A 15,896-nucleotide genomic window follows, 5' to 3' on the forward strand; every position below is an offset into this window, starting at 1 on the left:
AGCAACCGTGTATGAAGCCCTCCGCTCCATCGTTGCGCTAGACCAGGCAGGTGTCGGGCTCACAGTCAGACTGTATACCGTTGCGGGGGCAGCGGTGGATTAAGCATCAGCTCTTCCACACTTCCCATTTAACTCACCCAGAGACCTGCAAAAACAGTTCCCGGTGAGCACCTGGTTCCGGCGTGCACTGTAGTGAGGTCGGGGTGGGTTGTCAACCGCTGGCGGGGAGGGGCTACTTTGCGGGTGGCTGTGAGTCGATCTTCTCGAGCCAGAACAGTGTATCCAGATAGGACACAAAGTGCCCCAGATACGCCGGTGAGATGTCGCGCATGATCGTCAACGATTGCAGCGCCAGTTTCTGCGGATTCAGTGGGCCAGCATCTTCCGGGGCATCCCTGAGTGCGTGAGAGACCAGCCTGTCAGCGTGCTGTCGCTGCAGGGCATCGCGAAAATAGCGCACGGATTTCAGCTCCTGCGAATCACCGGGCAATTTACCCTCTGTACCGGCGGCGGCTTGTAATCGCTCGGTGAGAGCCGCAAACGAATCCTCTTTGCCGGATGTTGCTTGGCGTCGTGCCAGGCGTTTTACAGCGCTGAAATCACCGGCCTCAAACAGGCTTGCTAAATATTCAGTCTGTGCCGGTTGCTGTTCAGATGTCTTCGCGACCAGCGATGCGATCTTTGCCGATTGATCGGTCCAGCGTGATTCATAGGCTTCAATAGCCCGGTTTGCCTTCTCTACCAGCAGCGCGGCGACGGCGCTGTTCTGTTGCAGGCTTTTTTGTGCCAGGGATTGGATATAGCGAAAGCGAACTGGGTCAAAGCACTCTGCTCCGCGGGCTTCCAGCGCGGCAAGTGCCTCCAATACAGCATCGGTTCCGGTGCTGTTTGTCGCGTCTTTCCTGTCGACCTTGTCTGGCATTGTCAGTCTGGTATTTCTGGTGCTTTTGCTGTTCTGGGTACCGGCGCCATTTCTACCCGCCGATTCTGTGAGCGGCCGCCATCATCGACGTTGGGAGCGACCGGCTGCTGTGCGCCAAAGGCCGCCGCAAAGACCATCGCCGGCGGCATGCCTTCCTCGATCAGTGCCCGCGTGACAGTCAATGCGCGCTGCGCTGACAGCTCCCAGTTATCGGCATAGTGGCTGTTACCTTTCTGAATTGGCAGGTCATCGGTGAAACCGCTGACCATCAACAGTTCCTCGCGCTCGCCGAGATAGACCTGCAGTGGCCCCACCAGCGTTTTCAACAGGGCGCGCCCCTCGGGCTGCAGTTGATCGGAGTTTAGTGAGAACAGCACGCTGCCACTGATGCCGATACGGCCATCGCGCAGCGTTACCCGCCCGGTGGCAAGCGGGTCTGCCAGTGCCTCTTCCAAGGCCATCCTGCGCTGTTCCTCAACCTGGCGTTTGCTCACTTCCTCTTCGAGGGTCTGCGCCAACTGCACCTGATAGCCCAGCACCCAGATCAGCAGCAGCACGAATATGCCGACCACGCCCGCCATGAGGTCGCCAAAGATCGCCCATACGGGCATATCCTGCGACGCGTCGTGTTCCAGTTCTTCCACTATGAGGACTCGCTTGCGAGCTGGCGTGTTTTGCGATTGAGGCGACGCATGTCATCCATGATTTCTTGCTGTGACAACATGCTTTGATCGATGATTTCCCGCGCCTGCGCCACGTAGTATGCCATCTGCTCATCGTTGCGATTATTGGAGCGATCCATGGATTCCTCGACCTTGGCCAGGTGTTCCATCATGGCTTCGTTCGAGCTATTAAATAGATTGACCGCGTGGCTGAATGCCTCGCCCAGACTGCTCAATTCGATGGCGCCGCCGGCAACGTTGGCGCTTGCCTCGGTCATTTTTTCGACCTCGGTGACAAGGCTCTCGCCGAAACGCTCGGTGATTTCCTGCAGCCTGTCTGAAGAGGACGCCACGAGATTTTCCACTGCGCTGCGCTGTCCGTCAGCCGCCGCCTGCAACGATGCCGACAGGGCATTCAATTCTTGCATCACGCTTACGCGCTCCTCGAGGAGTTGGTTGTCACGCTCAACGTTATTGGTAATTTCCGCGCGCAGCTGGCCGATGACCTCAGCAGCGGCGCGCGGTGTTTCCGATGCTGTCTCGATAAGCCGTGTCATGGGCTCTTCGAGACCCTGACCCAACTGCGTCAGGTGTGATGTCACCGTTGCTTCGAGTTCGGCAAAGCGGGCCAGTGCATTGGCCTGACCCTGTTCCTCCTGCGCGCGCAGGGCTCCCAGCTGCTCGGTGAGTGTCGCAGTCAGTTGTTTCAATCTCGTCTCCTGGCTTTCGAGCAAGGCAGCTTCGGAAGCCGTTCGCGCCTCTACCAGCGCCTCGGTAGACTGCAGCAGCGCGGCGATCTCGGAGAGCATGGCGGTGGCGCTGCCGCGCGCACTTTCCGACAGGTCGCGCGCCGATTCTGTCAAGGTGTTCTTTATCGTCTCCTGCAGCGTTAATGTTTGTTCAGTCCACGCTGAAGAGGTTGCGGCGAAATTCTCCAGCATGCTGGAGGCATTGCTTCTGGCAGTATTGGACAGCTCGTGAGCGGACTCTGTCAGCGTGTTCCTGATGGTGTCCTGCAGTGCCAGCGTCTGTTCACTCCAGTCAGAGGAGGTTGCGGCGAAGGCTTCCAGCATGCTGGCGGTATTGTGTCTGGCATTGTCCGACAGATCGCGAGCGGATTCTGTCAGCGTATTCTGGATGGTGTCCTGCAGCGCCAGCGTTTGTTCAGTCCAGGCGGAGGAGGTTGTGGCGAACTCTGACAACAGATTGGCGGCACTGCTGCTTGCGTTGTCTGAGAGATCACGGGCCGCTTCGGTGAGGGTGTTCTCAATGGAGCTCTGCAGCGCAATGGTTTGTTCTGTCCACGATGAGGAGGTCGCGGCAAACGCATCGAGTAGTGAGGTGCCCGCGGCGCCGAATTCATCCCCCAATGCCTGTAATTGCTCGCGCGCTGCCTGTGCCTGTTGTTCCTGTGCCGCCTGCAACATCTTGCTGATATCCGCCACAGCGCCCGTCATGATCGGTTGCATGCTGGCACCCGCTGCGGCCCCGCTGGCGGCGAGACTTTCGCGCAGAGAGGTATCGACCGACGTGGCGAGTTCATTGAAGCGCCGCTCGGTCTCCGCCTGGAACTGGTGTTGATTGGCCAACAAGGTGTCACCCAGCTTTTCGCCCATCTGTGCCAGCTGTGCTGCCACCGACTGTAAATCGGCGGCCACGGCGGGCAGTGCGCCGGCCTGTGACTGCAGTGCATTGAATGCCTGTTGTCGCTGGTGGCCGAGAGAAAACAGTTTGAGTTCACTGGCAATTTTGCCATCCAACTGGCGGGTAGCCTGGATACGCTCATGCCTGGCCATCGTGGAAATCAGTCCCAGCATGGCTGAGGCGGCTACACCGGCTACTGAAGTGCCAAATGCTACGCCCAGCCCCTGCATCGGTGCAGTCAGGCTGGCGCGAATGGCATCGAGTTCCGTGCTGCCCTGCAGCGCAGAGACCGCGCCGCCGAGGGTATCGACCATGCCGACGAAGGTACCCAGCAGGCCGAGCATTACCAACAGGCCGACCAGATAGGGTGTAAAAGCCGGTGTGGGCAGGCCGATCCGCTCGCCGATCACGCGAGAGCGGACACCACCGCGTATCGTCGGGTCGATCTGCCCCAGCCACTGTTCAAGCCAGTCGTCGGCGTCGGTCTGCGGTTTACAGCTGTCGAGTGCCTTGCTCAGCGAGGCCGTGGCGCGACGAAATCGCAGCAGCTCGATAATGCCGATCAGGTACACGCCGCCGATGCTGGCGGTGACCGCAAATGCCAGCGCATTGGCACCGGCAAAATCCATGGCCATCCAGAGGATTGCGAACGCGCCGAGTAGGGAGGCGAGGATAAACAACAGTTTATTCATAGGATCAGTCGTCGTCATTGTCGTTGAATTCATCGAGTGCTTCGATCAGGCCCAGTGTGGGCAGCAGGCGTGTTTCAATTTCTGCCAGCAGCAGCCCCTGCATTTCCTGGCGAAACTGTGCCACGGTTCGCTCCCAGCGTTCGCGGCTATGCGTTTCATCCGGGTTGTTGCGTTGGTGTTCTTCCAGCAGCGCCTCGAAGCGGCGCCGCAGCAGGCGGGGCACCGCGACAAACGAGCGTCTGGCCGGTGCGAGCAGGGGTGCGGACAACACAGAATCCAGCGCCGCCAGTCGCGCAAGTTGCGGTGACAGCCTGGTGAGCGTGTCTCTGGTCGTCACATGCAGATCGCGGATGCGAAAATCAATATTGCGCTGCTGTGCCAGGTAAAAAGCCACATAGGGCTCTACAGACATGGCCTCTTCGATGTCAGTTTCGGCGCGCAGCTGTGGGAATCGTATTCTCGTGTTGGTCGCTCCGGGGTTGAAGCTCTCCAGGGCACTGTTGATGATCGATGCACGCACGCGCTGGAATTCGTCTTTTACAGCGTCCTTATCCGCATCGGCTGGCGTCTCTGCCGCCTCGATTTTCTGTGCGTGGACAGCCGAGATCTTGATGGAGTCGGCCAGGTCGAACGATTGCCCCAGACGCTCGATAAAGCGCTGGTGCGAGAGCTGGACATCCACGTCGAGCAATTCCGCCAGAAAGCGTACCAGTCGTGAGGACTTGGCGGGGCTCTGGTGCGCGGTACTGAGTAAGCTGGCCTGCGTCATAAATATTTATGACAAGCGAAATGTTGCCATTTAACTGCCTGAATTAGGGTGGGAACAAATTGGAGCGAAAAGTCGTGATATGTCACGAGTTCGCGTCGTTATTAGCAGCAACGCGGGCTGTACGACTGGGGAACAGTGGCGGACAGTGCGTTTACACCGCCCGCATTATCGCTATTTCCCCCAAATATTCAAGGAGCAGTGTCGCGCCCTGATGGACCGGGGCAGGGGGCCTATCGGTCGATGAGAATCAACTTCCCGGTTTTGGGGTCGCGGTACACCTGTCCCAGTGACTCCATGCCGTCGCCACCGTCGCGCAGCTGTTGCTGCAGCGCCTCGGGGGGCTCAGCCAGCTCGCGCCCCTGGCGGATATCGACGGTATTCTCCAGCTGGAAATGGCTGCGCAACTCCTGGCTCTGGGCGATCAGGGTAATCAGCAGGCCCAGAGCGAACACCAGCATTACATCCATAATATTGGCAAAACCGGATAGTGGGTCGGTATCCGGCTCGCTGAACGGGCCCTGCTTCCACGGGGGCCTTTTAGCGCTCATCGGCTTGTGCCTCGATGGCCTGCCACGTGACCTCGTACCAGCGTCGCCGCACGCGCCCGATCAAATAGGCTATCAGCCCGACCAGTAGGCCGATGACCGTCGTGTCGAAAGCGACGGTTAGCGCCGTGGCGAGGATTTCGATATCGCCAGTGCCCAGCGCCGAGAGCCCCGGTCCCAGCGGTATGAGCGTGCCCATCAGGCCGAGAATCGGCCCGCTGCGCGCCAGTAGATCGGCGCGCTCCAGTCGCCGCTGCGCATATTGCTCAAAGTGTGCGAGGTCTGCCCCGCGCCGGGAACGTGCCAGCGTTACAAAGCGCTCGGCAATGGCGGTACCCAGCTCCCATAGCGTCAACAGCAGAGCCAGGCCCAAACCGGCGATCACCGGGTAAAGCAGCCAGCCGACCACCTGGTGCAGCACGCCCAACGCCATGCCATGGATAATCATGCGCCTGCTCCCTTGGATTGTTGCACCGTGCGGTAGAACCCCGCGCTGACCACCAGTACCAGCACTGCCAGCAACCACCAGCGCCACGGTGGGGCTGCGTCTTGTTGTGTCGAAGCCTCATTCGATGACGCGTTGTCCGTGCCTGGCGCGTCTGCGGCCTCAGTGACGTCCAGCTCGATCTCTGTCATTCGATACACCTCCTGAGATTGCTCCTGTGGGGCACTGCGTGCGCGCTCAATCACCTGCTGCAGTGCCGACCAGTCCTCGGGGGAGAGATGATCTGCAAGCCATGGCAGCATCGGGTGATCGGGCGTGGTGTGGCCGCTACCGGGAAGACCGTTGACCGTTACCAGCGCGGTAAACTCGGCAGCCAGTTGCGCCGTGGTCGCTGCATCGGCTTGCCAGAAGTCTTTATGGATGGCGACTAACATAATCGCCAACATATTGGCCTTTACATGTGCGTTATGGCCCTGCGCCAGAAATTCATCCAGCCCGAGTTGATAGCGGTCGTCCATGTACACCTCCTTGACCTCCTGCCAGGCCCAGTCGCCCACCAGCGTCGGGTTGGTTACCTGCCAGCCCCACAGGTACTCCAGAAATTCCGTGCCCATGGTGCGCGCACCGGCATAGCCGTGTTGCATCAGACCCTGCAGCCATTCGGGGTTGAGATAGCGCCCGCGTAGTTCCTGTCGCAGTGCAACGGCCAGTGGTTCAGTGGTTACTTTCTCCGGGTTGGCATGGTTGAGCACAAAATTGTTTGGTACCTCGCCGGTGAGTGTTTCCACTGCGAGGCTCAGGCCGCCCAGATAATCAAAGGCGTCGTTGTTGTCGATCAGCCCGTACAGATTGCTGGAACGGCCAAAGTAGGTGTTTTCAACACCTTGCAGATTGGCGCGGAACGCGGCCTCCGCCGGCGTACCGAAGCCGCCGCCATCGCCAGTATCGCGGCCGTAGCTGTGGCCGAGGCGGCGCATGTAGACGTCTGCCAACTCATCTCTGCGCTGCCATGCTCCGGAGCGTTCTACCAGGCGGTTCACACCGGCACCGTAGCTGCCGGGCGCGTCGCCAAATACGCGCAGGCTGGCCAGTGCGCCGGCCTCCGTCTCGCTGTGGCCCTGTGCCAGTAGTGCTTGTGCCTGTTCCACCCAGTGCGCCGCGACCTGGTTCCTGTCGAGGCTTTCATCGCCAGCATTGAGGTCATTGTTAGCATCAGCCCCGCGCAGTGGCACCAGTGCCTGTTGCAGTGCCAGCGTCAGTGCGGGGTAGTCGCGGTAGATCGTCGTGGCACTGGCATTCAGTGCCATCAATACCGCCTGATCGAGCAGCACCATCTGGCTGCTGTACAGATCGCGGAACAGGCCGGAGGTGGTGAACACCACATCGCGACGCACCTCGCCCTGCGCCAGTGGCCGTAGTTGCAACCCCTTGACCAGCCCGCGGCTGTTCCACACCGGCTCCAGCCCCAGCATATCCAGCCCGAAGGCAATCATCACGCCTTCGTCGCGCACCACATCCGATGCCCACAGTACCAGCGCTTCGCGCTTATCCGGGTTCTGTGGATTGTTGGCCCTGGCGTCGGCGGCCATCTCCCGCCCCAGTTCCCATGCGACCGGGCTGGGAATCAGGCTGTTGTCCAGTGCGTAGAAATTGCGGCCGGTAGGGAGGCTACCGGGGCTGCGGATTGGGTCGTTGCCGGGGCCGGGTGCGACAAAACCGCCGTCCAGTGCACGCAGCAGGGCCGCCATTTCCAGTGCCGGCGATTGCTCGAGCAGTTGCTGCCAGTCGTGTTGCTCGACGTCGTTTTGCGGTGCCATCGATGTCAGCATCATCGCCACGGCATCGTCGTGCCAGTTGCGACCGAACACATGCAGTCCCAGCGGCATAAAGCGCTCCTGCAGGTCGGTGAGATAGTGCCCGACCTCGTGTACCAGCATGTCGTCATCCACTTCGTCGAAGCTGATACCCATCACGGCGAGTTCGGCGGACATGGCCTGCGCCAGTTCGTCCTTCAGTTCCAGCGCATCCACCTTGTCGCGGATCTGCGCGACCAGACGGCTGGACAACGCTTCATTGTCGCTGCCGTGACTGGCTTCAAAGCTCTCGATCAACTGCCGCAATTGCAGCAGGTCGTCGTAGAGCGGGGTGTGTTCCAGCGGCGGCGTGAGATGATCCACCATCACCGCCAGTCCACGACGTTTGGCCTGGATTCCCTCGCCGACACCGTCGACGATGTACGGGTAAACGCCGGGGATATCGCTGGCGATAATCCGTGAGTAATCGTCCTCTGCGAGGCCGACAGAGCGGCGCGGCAAAAACTCATAGGTGGAGTGTCGGCCCAGATGGACAAACGCATCGGCGCCGAAATCGTCGCGCAGGTAGTGATAGAACGCCAGGTACTGGTGCGGTGGCGGAAAGGCGAGGTTGGCGTGTAACAGCTCCTCGTTGATCTCCCAGCCGCGCGGGGGTTGTGGGCCGATGAAGATGTTGCCAAAGCGCAGTCCGGGCAACAGGATTTCGCCGTCGTAGGTCATCACTTCGCCCGGCGCCTCTCCCCAGCCGCCGAGCCCTTCAATGCCCGTCTGTTGCAGCGCACTGATTAGCGTCAGCGCTTCATTCCAACAGGGTTGGCCGGTTTGCTCCAGCGTCTGGTGATAGCACTGCTCCAGTTGTTCCAGCAGCGCCAGCGCGCGGTCCCGGCCCGGGTGGTCCACGCCCTCCAACAGGTGCAGCATCTCCTCGGTGGTATGGTGCAGGGCATCGTTGGCCAGTTCCGGTTTGCCCGCTGCCAGCGCCGCTTTGAGTTGCTCGTGCAACAGGCCGAAGGGCCCGTCAACCATCTCCCGCTGCACCGATGCTGGCAAGGTGGTGAACCACTGCTGATAGTCCTGTGCCGACATATGCTGTATCAGCGGGCTCATTGTGGCCAGCGCGCCGGCGTCGTTGGGCAGATTAACGCCGTGCGCCTGCATCATATCCAGCAGTGCGTCCTGTGATTCGGGCAATTCGCCAGTGTTGTAACCCGCTGCCTCCAGTTGCTTCAGTATCTGCCATAGCGATGCGGGGACATCGAGATTGTCCGCGCCGATATTGTGTCGCCCGGGCGGGTGGTTGTAGTAGATGATGGCGAGGCGTTTGTCACTGTTGGGCGTGGTCTGTAGGTGCTGCCAGCGGGCCATGCGCGAGAGCAGGCTGTCCATGCCCGTCGATAGTGCCTCAATGGGCTGGATGCGGATGCCGGTGAGTGGGTCATCGGTCTCTGTGCCGGCGGCGGCGATCACCAGCGGTTGGCTGGCACCCTGCATCTCGGGCATTGCGATTTGATAATAGACTTTATCGTGAGCAAGTCCGTCGGAGGACAGCTGTCTTTCCTGTGCAGTGCGATCACGCATCTTGATTGCTTTAAGCACCGGCACGTTCAGCGCGTCCAGAGCCTCGGTGACGGTTTCCCGCCCTTCACCGCCGCCGATGACAAAGTCCTGCAGCATCACGATACCGCTGAGCCTGTCCCCAACCGTCTGCAGAGCCTGTGCAGCAGCCACACCGGCTTCACCCCAATAGGCGAGGCCAATCAGGCACTGGAATTGATGCTGCGTTTCCGCGCGCCGGCACAATTCTCGCAACAGGGCACTGTCTGCCGGGCGGTCGCCGCCGGCATGATCCAGCACTACCAGCAAGGGTGTGTCGTTGGTCAACGCTGGCAATTCAGTGGTGACCCGGTTGCGATATTGCCAGCGCAGCCGTGGTTGCGGGTGTGCTGCAGGTACCTCAATTTCTTCACCGAGGAAGCCAAAGCTCCAGGCAAACAGGTTGGCGGTATTGCTGCTGCCCCCTGCTTGCCAGTAGCGGCGCGCGCTGATCCAGTCGGCCTGTTGCGGATATTGCGCGATCAATGCATCCAGTTGCTGATCAAAGTCGTGGCCCGGCTGTATGCCCGCAATATGGCCCAGCTGTGCGTCGTCGGAGAATACCGCTTCGCCGTGTAGTTGACTGAGGCGTATCAGGCGGTGGTCACTGTTCATGATCAGCAGCGGTGTTGTGGTGGCTTTCAGATGCGGTTCCAGTTCCGCGACGGATGCACCGAACAGGCCCATGCCAAGCACAAGGTCGGCACCGTCCAACAACGCCTGTATCTGCATCGGGGTCATTTCCCAGAGTTGGGTCTCGCTGCGGGCGGTGATGCGATAGTCCGGGTATTGGTCAGTGAACAGGCGCGCAGCATCTGCGATGGTTTCGGCATTGCGCTGCGAAGTCAGCACCAGCAACTGGGGTTTCTCGTGCGGTAGGGGCTGGCTACCGTTATCCACCTGTGCGGCCAGAGGAACGCTCAGCAGCAGCCAGCACGCCAGCAACAGGCGTTTCAGTGGTCCTTGTGTGCTCGTTATACGGGCCATGTATGTCTCTCTATGTCGCGACAGATGGTTGTAGCGCCGGTGCAGTGGAGCCGTTGTTGATGTCTGGCGAACAGAGGAATGCGTAATGGGCGCAACCCGGGAATCGGGTAAATGCCTGCGCGTAGAAGCCCTCCGCTCCGTCATGCAGATGTCAAACGAAAACGTATCAGGGAGGAGCAACCGGCAATGGTTGCGATATTGGCGAGGTAGTCAAGCCAACGCGAAGCCCTCCGCTTCATCGTTTGCGCATGCATACGTGGTGAATAAAAAAATTCACCACCAGGCCGGTTCCGGGCTTGTGAGCGCAGGCTTGCACTCATTCACCGTTGCGGGGCAGCGTTGGACTCCTCGACGGCAGCCAGTCAGGAGAGTGTTTCTCCGGCCATCGATACACCAAACTTCCCGTTTAACCTGCTCCGACACACCCCGGCAAGGGAGCGCCAGCAGGCACCTGATGCTGAGCGCGATTCTATAGGCTGCCCGGTATAAGTCAATCGGCGAGTCCCCGGTCGTCATGCCAGGGCTGCGAAAGCCGGCACCTTTGCGTAGAATGCGGCCAGAATTTGGCTGTGGTTGGTGATGTTTGATGCTTTCCCCTGAAATAACACAACGGGTTGCAGTGCTTCTGGGCAGGGAACCCAGGGGGCTGGAGGCCATAGCGGTGGCGGGGCCCGCGGGTGAGCCACGGGTGATACGGGTGGCCTCTCTGGTAGAGGATAAACCGTTTCCGACGCTGTTCTGGTTGATTGATCCAGAGCTGTGCTATCGCATAGACCAGGTGGAAGCCACCGGCCTGATCGCGCATTTCCAGCAGCGCATTAATGCCGACCCTGTATTGCGTCTCACTATGGTAGAGGATCATCGAGCCCATATTGCGCTGCGAGACTCGTATATGTCTGAATCCATCCGGCGGCGACTGGCGGAGTTGAACTTCAGTGAAGCGCTGGCCGACAGGGGCATCGGTGGTATCGCCAATTTCAGCCGTATCCGCTGCCTGCACACCTGGTATGGCGCTCATTTGGTGGTGCCAAACACGGTGGGTCGTATGCTCGATGACTGGTGGAGCGAGCAATCCACCTGATGGTATAGTGTGCGCCCCCTGAATATGGAACCTATTATGACTGCGAGAACCGACGATTTGCGCATCCAGCAGATCAACGAATTGATATCCCCACAGCAACTGATCAAGGATATCGGTATCAGCGAGCCGGCGGCAGATACAGTCGCTAAGGCGCGCGATGCTATCCACCGAATTCTCACCGGAGAAGATGATCGCCTGGTTGTCGTTGTGGGGCCCTGTTCAATCCACGACCCGGAGGCGGCGCTGGAGTACGCGCAGTTGTTGCAGCGCGCGGCGAGTGAGCTGGAAAAGGACCTGTTTATCGTCATGCGGGTCTATTTTGAGAAGCCGCGCACAACGGTCGGTTGGAAAGGCCTGATCAATGATCCCGATCTGAACGACAGCTTTCATATCAACAAGGGTCTGCATCTGGCGCGCAAACTGTTGCTGGATCTGGCGGAAATGGGGCTGCCCGCAGGTACCGAGTATCTCGACCTGATCAGCCCGCAGTATCTGGCGGATCTGGTGTCCTGGGGAGCGATTGGGGCGCGCACTACAGAAAGCCAGACCCACCGCGAGTTGACCTCCGGCCTGTCCTGTCCGGTGGGTTTCAAGAATGCCACCGATGGCGATATCCAGGTCGCTATCGACGCGATCAATTCAGCGTCCAGGCCGCACCACTTCCTGTCGGTCACCAAGGCCGGTCGTTCGGCGATTTTCCAGACCACCGGAAACGAGGATTGTCACATCATCCTGCGCGGCGGCAAGCAGCCCAATTACGATATGTTTTCGGTGGAGGATGCCCAGACTATGCTGGAGAAGGCCGGTTTGCCGGCGCGTATCATGATTGATGCCAGCCACTCCAACAGTCGCAAGACTCCCGCCCGGCAGGTGGATGTCGCGATTGATATTGCCACTCAGGTCGCGCGCGGCAACCGCAGTATTATCGGATTGATGCTGGAGAGTAACCTGGTCGAAGGGCGACAGAATGTCGTGCCCGGCGAACCACTGACATTTGGTCAGAGCATCACAGACCCCTGCATTAGTTGGGACAATACGCAGCCGGTGCTGGAGAAGCTGGCCGATGCGGTGCGACAGCGCAGGGCGGGTTGAGCCCTGCGTGCACTGCCAGTATCTGGGCTGGCTCAAGCGCGTGTATGCGAATCTGAACCGCAGGCGATGTTCTGGCGATCGCGCTGGAGTGCGCGCAGCAACAGGGCTAATGTGTCACGCTTGAATCGATCGCAGCCAACTTATTACAAGCGAGGTATCTAGCATGCACCTGGGTTTTAGCTCGATGAACACAGCGGACGATCCCGCGCCCGACCTTCTGGCAAAAACACTGGAGGAGGCCGGTTTTGAGTCGCTTTGGTATGGCGAGCACAGCCATATTCCGGTGTCGCGGCTGACACCGTATCCGGCGGGGGGTGAGTTGCCCGAACCCTACAAGAAAATGATGGACCCCTATCTCTCCCTAATGGCGGCGGCTGCTGCAACCACTACATTGAAACTCGGTACGGGTATCGCGCTGCTTATGGAGCGCGAGTTGTTCTCGCAGACGAAAACGATTGCCACACTGGACAGGCTTTCCAATGGTCGGCTGATGATCGGTTGTGGCGTTGGCTGGAATCAGGAGGAGTTTGAGAACGCGACCACGCTGCCGTTCAAGCGGCGCTATCTCGGCCTGAAAGAAACCGTACTGGCACAGCGCGCACTGCTCAGCGATGCCGAGCCGGAGTTTCACGGCGAACTGATCGACTTCGACCCGGTGTGGTTTGAACCCAAGGCCACGCGCCCCGGCGGCCCGCCCGTCATCCTCGGGGCAATGGGGCCGCTGGGTGTCAAGCATACCGCGCAGTGGGCCGATGGTTGGATGCCGGTGGATGTGGCGATGCAGGATGTTGCGCAGGACATCAAAAACTTTAAACAGCTGGTCCGGGACAACGGGCGAGACCCTGACGCGGTGGAAATTACACTCGTGGTCATGTCGCCTGTCACCGTCGATCTTCTGAAGTCCTACCGCGACATGGGTGTCCATCGCTGCAATATCGGTGTCGGAACAGAAAACTGGGATAAACCGGAGATTGTCATGCCGATGATCGAGCAGTTTTCAAAATTGATTCCGGAACTCTGAGTGCAAAAATAGCATGTCGCTTGCCCACGCCATTATGACAGCCCTGATCGATGCCGACCTGTCGGGTTATGAGTTGGCCAAGGATTTCGAAACCTCCATGGGCTTTTTTTGGCACGCATCGCATCAGCAGATTTACCAGGAGTTGCACAAACTCGCGGAGAAATCGCTGCTTAACAAGCGCGAAGTGAAGCAGAGCGGTAAGCCGAATAAGATAGTGTATGGCCTGACCAAGGCGGGTCGCGAAGCGCTGGCCGAGTGGGTGTTCAAGGAGAGCAAAAACCGCGCTGCCAAGGATGAACTGGTCATCAAACTGTACAACCTCAGCGCCGATAATGCTGCGCATCTGGCGGCTGAGATTTCAGAGCGCCGTAAACAGATGATGCGGTTGCTTTACGTGTACGAGAAGATTCGCCTGCGTCACTACAGTGATCCGACCTCCCTGCCAACGCGCAGCAAGGGCGCCTATCTGGCGCTGGTACGCGGCCTTGGGCAGGGGCAGCATTTTTTGGCGTGGTGCGACGAGGCGCTGGAATTGATCGGTACCGTCGATCCATCGATACGCAGCGGAGCCTGATCAGCCGTTGTCACCGCTGTCCGCTGTACTCTGTTCACCCCACAACTGCTCGAGGCGCTGGTCGCGGCCGCAATTCCATCGATAGTATTTGTAGCGAATCGGGTTCTTCAGGTAGTAATCCTGGTGATATTCCTCCACCGGCCAGAAGGTACTGGCATCGCGTATTTCGGTGTACACCGTTTGATCGCTGAAGCGCTTGGCTACCGCCGCCTTTGACGCTTCTGCCAACGCGCGTTCCGTTGCATTCCGGGGAAAGATGGCGCTGCGATAGCTGGCGCCCTTGTCGCAGAATTGACCGTTGTTATCGAACGGGTCGATGGAGAGCCAGAACCGGTCGAGCAGTTGCTGGTAGCTGATGGTCTCGGGGTCGTAGGTGACTTCCACCGCTTCAAAATGCCCTTCGTGATTCCCGGAGTAGGTCGGGTTCTGCAATGTGCCGCCGGTAAACCCCGATACGACTGAGGTAACTCCGTCCAACTTCTCGTAATCAGATTCCATACACCAGAAACAACCGCCAGCAAAAACGGCGGTGGCTGTCTCCGCCAGTGCGGTGAGTGGGCAGGCGAGGAGGGCTATCAACAGTGCGGCGGTGCTTCGCATGGGCAGGTCCAGGGTTAATGCGGGTGTCTGGGTAGACAGGTATACGGTGGGATAGTTCAGTGGCGAACACACTATCTAAATAATTGTTGAATATTGGTGTAATAAGCTATTAAAGGCTAAAAAAATGGACACTATGAGTTATCTGGAGAAATCTCCACTTTTTTGTCGCTTACCGCACCGAGGTCGTTCTACTCTGGCAATGGCTGAGATATAGCCTGAGAGAATGAGGAAGATAGAATGAGTCGTATTATTGTAATAGTACTATTGCTGCTGGCGCCTCAGCTGGCATCCGCGCGTGTCTATATGTGTGTCGATCATGCAACGGGTGCTACCAGCTTTACCGATAAAGCCTGTGAAACGGTCAGTTCGCGTGAAGAGGTCAGGGTGGACCCTGCCAACCTGGATTCCGGTAGCCGCTATGCGCCGAAGGCCAAGAAGAAAACCTGGCGCAGCGAAGAGGACACGCGCAAGAGCGGCATGGACTACAATGCCGAGCGGCGCAGCATCTATGAAAACAAGGCGACTGCCAGTACCCGCTAGCAATTCTTCACCGTAGCGGTCGCTGTATGATGCCTATGGCACAGCGGCGCTATTGCCCTTGTCGCGCGCGAGGTAGATGGTCAGCAGGCCGCCGATAACGACCAGCACGCTGCCCACTACCGACCAGACATCCGGCACCTGATCCCAGAATAACCAGCCCCACACACCGGCCAGTACGACTGCAAAGTAGTTGATGGGGGCGATAGCCGCTGTCGGCGCCATGCCGTAAGCCCGTGTATACAGTTCCAGTACCCAGTAGATCGCAGCGCCGATATAGATCATCGCCAGCCAGTCCAGCAGGGACAGGCCACCGTAGTCATTGATAGTAAACGGTAGTACGCAGGCCAGTGACAGCGCGCAATAGTAGAACAGAATCCGCACGGTGGGTTCTGTGGTGGCCAGTTTGCGCGTCGCCACCATGGAGATGCCCAGACACAGCGCCGACAAAAAGCCACCGGCGTGCCACCAGCTGAGCCCTACCGGGGTGGGTCGAAGGATGATGGCGATGCCGACAAAGCCGACGAGCAGTGGCAGCCAGGCATCTCTGGGTATCACCTCACGACTCCAGAGCCACACCACCAGCGGCACAGTTAGCGGGGCGCTCTGGCGCAACATCATTGCATCCATCATCGGGATGTTATCGAGTGCGGCATAGAACAGGTAGAATCCGGCCACACCCGCCAGACCGCGCAGCAGGTGCAGGCCCACGCGCTCGGTGCGCAGGTCTTTCAGGCCAGGGCGCAGTATGCGCGGCAGGCACAGTAGAGTGCACACCAGATACTGTACCGCGACAATTGCCTCGATCGAGACATGGGCAGACACGTATTTGGTGGCGGCCGCAGCGGTGCTCGCCAGCAGGACCATCAGCACAGAGAGATAGATCGCGTGCCGTATAGCATGCGCTTCGGGGGTCAT

General features: G+C 59.2%; 14 protein-coding genes and 2 riboswitches. Of the genes, 5 read left to right on the forward strand and 9 right to left on the reverse strand.

The window, feature by feature from the left end; all coding sequences use genetic code 11:
• Positions 1-28: 28 nt before the first annotated feature.
• Positions 29-164: riboswitch (cobalamin riboswitch) on the reverse strand.
• A gap of 68 nt (positions 165-232) precedes the next feature.
• From AC0L6S_RS02680 to AC0L6S_RS02710, 7 genes are all read right to left on the reverse strand, one after another.
• Positions 233-922: a DUF2894 domain-containing protein gene (locus AC0L6S_RS02680; RefSeq protein ID WP_473426877.1), complete on the reverse strand. Its 690-nt coding sequence runs from the start codon at positions 920-922 to the stop codon at positions 233-235.
• A 2-nt stretch (positions 923-924) separates the two neighbouring features.
• Complete coding sequence (locus AC0L6S_RS02685) at positions 925-1,566, reverse strand: OmpA family protein (protein WP_473426878.1); 642 nt, start codon at positions 1,564-1,566, stop codon at positions 925-927.
• Entirely contained in the window at positions 1,566-3,920 is a 2,355-nt protein-coding gene (locus tag AC0L6S_RS02690) for a coiled-coil domain-containing protein (RefSeq protein ID WP_473426879.1), read from the reverse strand. Before AC0L6S_RS02690 ends, AC0L6S_RS02685 begins: the two co-directional genes overlap by 1 nt.
• A gap of 4 nt (positions 3,921-3,924) precedes the next feature.
• Entirely contained in the window at positions 3,925-4,689 is a 765-nt protein-coding gene (locus AC0L6S_RS02695) for a DUF3348 family protein (protein WP_473426880.1), read from the reverse strand.
• A gap of 230 nt (positions 4,690-4,919) precedes the next feature.
• On the reverse strand, positions 4,920-5,237 hold the full coding sequence (locus AC0L6S_RS02700; RefSeq protein WP_473426881.1) for a DUF2149 domain-containing protein: 318 nt from the start codon (positions 5,235-5,237) through the stop codon (positions 4,920-4,922).
• Positions 5,227-5,682 (reverse strand): MotA/TolQ/ExbB proton channel family protein, encoded by a 456-nt coding sequence (locus AC0L6S_RS02705; protein WP_473426882.1) that lies wholly within the window; start codon positions 5,680-5,682, stop codon positions 5,227-5,229. The genes AC0L6S_RS02700 and AC0L6S_RS02705 overlap by 11 nt, the downstream gene beginning before the upstream one ends.
• Complete coding sequence (locus AC0L6S_RS02710; RefSeq protein ID WP_473426883.1) at positions 5,679-10,073, reverse strand: cobaltochelatase subunit CobN; 4,395 nt, start codon at positions 10,071-10,073, stop codon at positions 5,679-5,681. The genes AC0L6S_RS02705 and AC0L6S_RS02710 overlap by 4 nt, the downstream gene beginning before the upstream one ends.
• Before the next feature lie 265 nt (positions 10,074-10,338).
• A riboswitch (cobalamin riboswitch) is annotated at positions 10,339-10,543 on the reverse strand.
• A 116-nt stretch (positions 10,544-10,659) separates the two neighbouring features.
• Here AC0L6S_RS02710 and AC0L6S_RS02715 point away from each other — a divergent pair.
• From AC0L6S_RS02715 to AC0L6S_RS02730, 4 genes are all read left to right on the forward strand, one after another.
• A complete protein-coding gene (locus AC0L6S_RS02715; protein WP_473426884.1) occupies positions 10,660-11,154 on the forward strand; it encodes a DUF501 domain-containing protein in 495 nt (164 codons plus the stop codon).
• Between the two features lie 36 nt (positions 11,155-11,190).
• Entirely contained in the window at positions 11,191-12,246 is a 1,056-nt protein-coding gene (locus tag AC0L6S_RS02720; protein ID WP_473426885.1) for a 3-deoxy-7-phosphoheptulonate synthase, read from the forward strand.
• A 163-nt stretch (positions 12,247-12,409) separates the two neighbouring features.
• Positions 12,410-13,267 (forward strand): TIGR03619 family F420-dependent LLM class oxidoreductase, encoded by an 858-nt coding sequence (locus tag AC0L6S_RS02725; RefSeq protein WP_473426886.1) that lies wholly within the window; start codon positions 12,410-12,412, stop codon positions 13,265-13,267.
• Between the two features lie 13 nt (positions 13,268-13,280).
• Positions 13,281-13,841 carry a PadR family transcriptional regulator gene (locus AC0L6S_RS02730; protein WP_473426887.1) on the forward strand — a complete coding sequence of 187 codons (561 nt, stop codon included), beginning with the start codon at positions 13,281-13,283 and terminating at the stop codon, positions 13,839-13,841.
• Here AC0L6S_RS02730 and msrA read toward each other — a convergent pair whose 3' ends face one another.
• Positions 13,842-14,441 (reverse strand): peptide-methionine (S)-S-oxide reductase MsrA, encoded by a 600-nt coding sequence (gene msrA, locus AC0L6S_RS02735; RefSeq protein ID WP_473426888.1) that lies wholly within the window; start codon positions 14,439-14,441, stop codon positions 13,842-13,844.
• 237 nt (positions 14,442-14,678) lie between these two features.
• Between msrA and AC0L6S_RS02740 the strand changes: the two genes are divergently transcribed.
• Positions 14,679-14,981, forward strand: coding sequence for a DUF4124 domain-containing protein (locus AC0L6S_RS02740; RefSeq protein ID WP_473426889.1), 303 nt, complete (start codon positions 14,679-14,681; stop codon positions 14,979-14,981).
• Between the two features lie 33 nt (positions 14,982-15,014).
• On the opposite strand, the gene AC0L6S_RS02745 is transcribed toward AC0L6S_RS02740, so the two are convergent.
• A complete protein-coding gene (locus AC0L6S_RS02745) occupies positions 15,015-15,896 on the reverse strand; it encodes a DMT family transporter (protein WP_473426890.1) in 882 nt (293 codons plus the stop codon).

The organism is Halioglobus sp. D3-4 (assembly GCF_055809315.1).

What these genes read in the sequence shown, in the direction of transcription:
- AC0L6S_RS02710 (WP_473426883.1), bottom strand. Translation starts at nt 10,073, where the DNA reads ATGGCCCGTATAACGAGCACACAAGGACCACTGAAACGCCTGTTGCTG.
- AC0L6S_RS02680 (WP_473426877.1), bottom strand. Translation starts at nt 922, where the DNA reads ATGCCAGACAAGGTCGACAGGAAAGACGCGACAAACAGCACCGGAACC.
- AC0L6S_RS02725 (WP_473426886.1), top strand. Translation starts at nt 12,410, where the DNA reads ATGCACCTGGGTTTTAGCTCGATGAACACAGCGGACGATCCCGCGCCC.
- AC0L6S_RS02740 (WP_473426889.1), top strand. Translation starts at nt 14,679, where the DNA reads ATGAGTCGTATTATTGTAATAGTACTATTGCTGCTGGCGCCTCAGCTG.
- msrA (WP_473426888.1), bottom strand. Translation starts at nt 14,441, where the DNA reads ATGCGAAGCACCGCCGCACTGTTGATAGCCCTCCTCGCCTGCCCACTC.
- AC0L6S_RS02700 (WP_473426881.1), bottom strand. Translation starts at nt 5,237, where the DNA reads ATGAGCGCTAAAAGGCCCCCGTGGAAGCAGGGCCCGTTCAGCGAGCCG.
- AC0L6S_RS02745 (WP_473426890.1), bottom strand. Translation starts at nt 15,896, where the DNA reads ATGACCCCCGAAGCGCATGCTATACGGCACGCGATCTATCTCTCTGTG.
- AC0L6S_RS02730 (WP_473426887.1), top strand. Translation starts at nt 13,281, where the DNA reads ATGTCGCTTGCCCACGCCATTATGACAGCCCTGATCGATGCCGACCTG.
- AC0L6S_RS02715 (WP_473426884.1), top strand. Translation starts at nt 10,660, where the DNA reads ATGCTTTCCCCTGAAATAACACAACGGGTTGCAGTGCTTCTGGGCAGG.
- AC0L6S_RS02690 (WP_473426879.1), bottom strand. Translation starts at nt 3,920, where the DNA reads ATGAATAAACTGTTGTTTATCCTCGCCTCCCTACTCGGCGCGTTCGCA.
- AC0L6S_RS02720 (WP_473426885.1), top strand. Translation starts at nt 11,191, where the DNA reads ATGACTGCGAGAACCGACGATTTGCGCATCCAGCAGATCAACGAATTG.
- AC0L6S_RS02695 (WP_473426880.1), bottom strand. Translation starts at nt 4,689, where the DNA reads ATGACGCAGGCCAGCTTACTCAGTACCGCGCACCAGAGCCCCGCCAAG.
- AC0L6S_RS02705 (WP_473426882.1), bottom strand. Translation starts at nt 5,682, where the DNA reads ATGATTATCCATGGCATGGCGTTGGGCGTGCTGCACCAGGTGGTCGGC.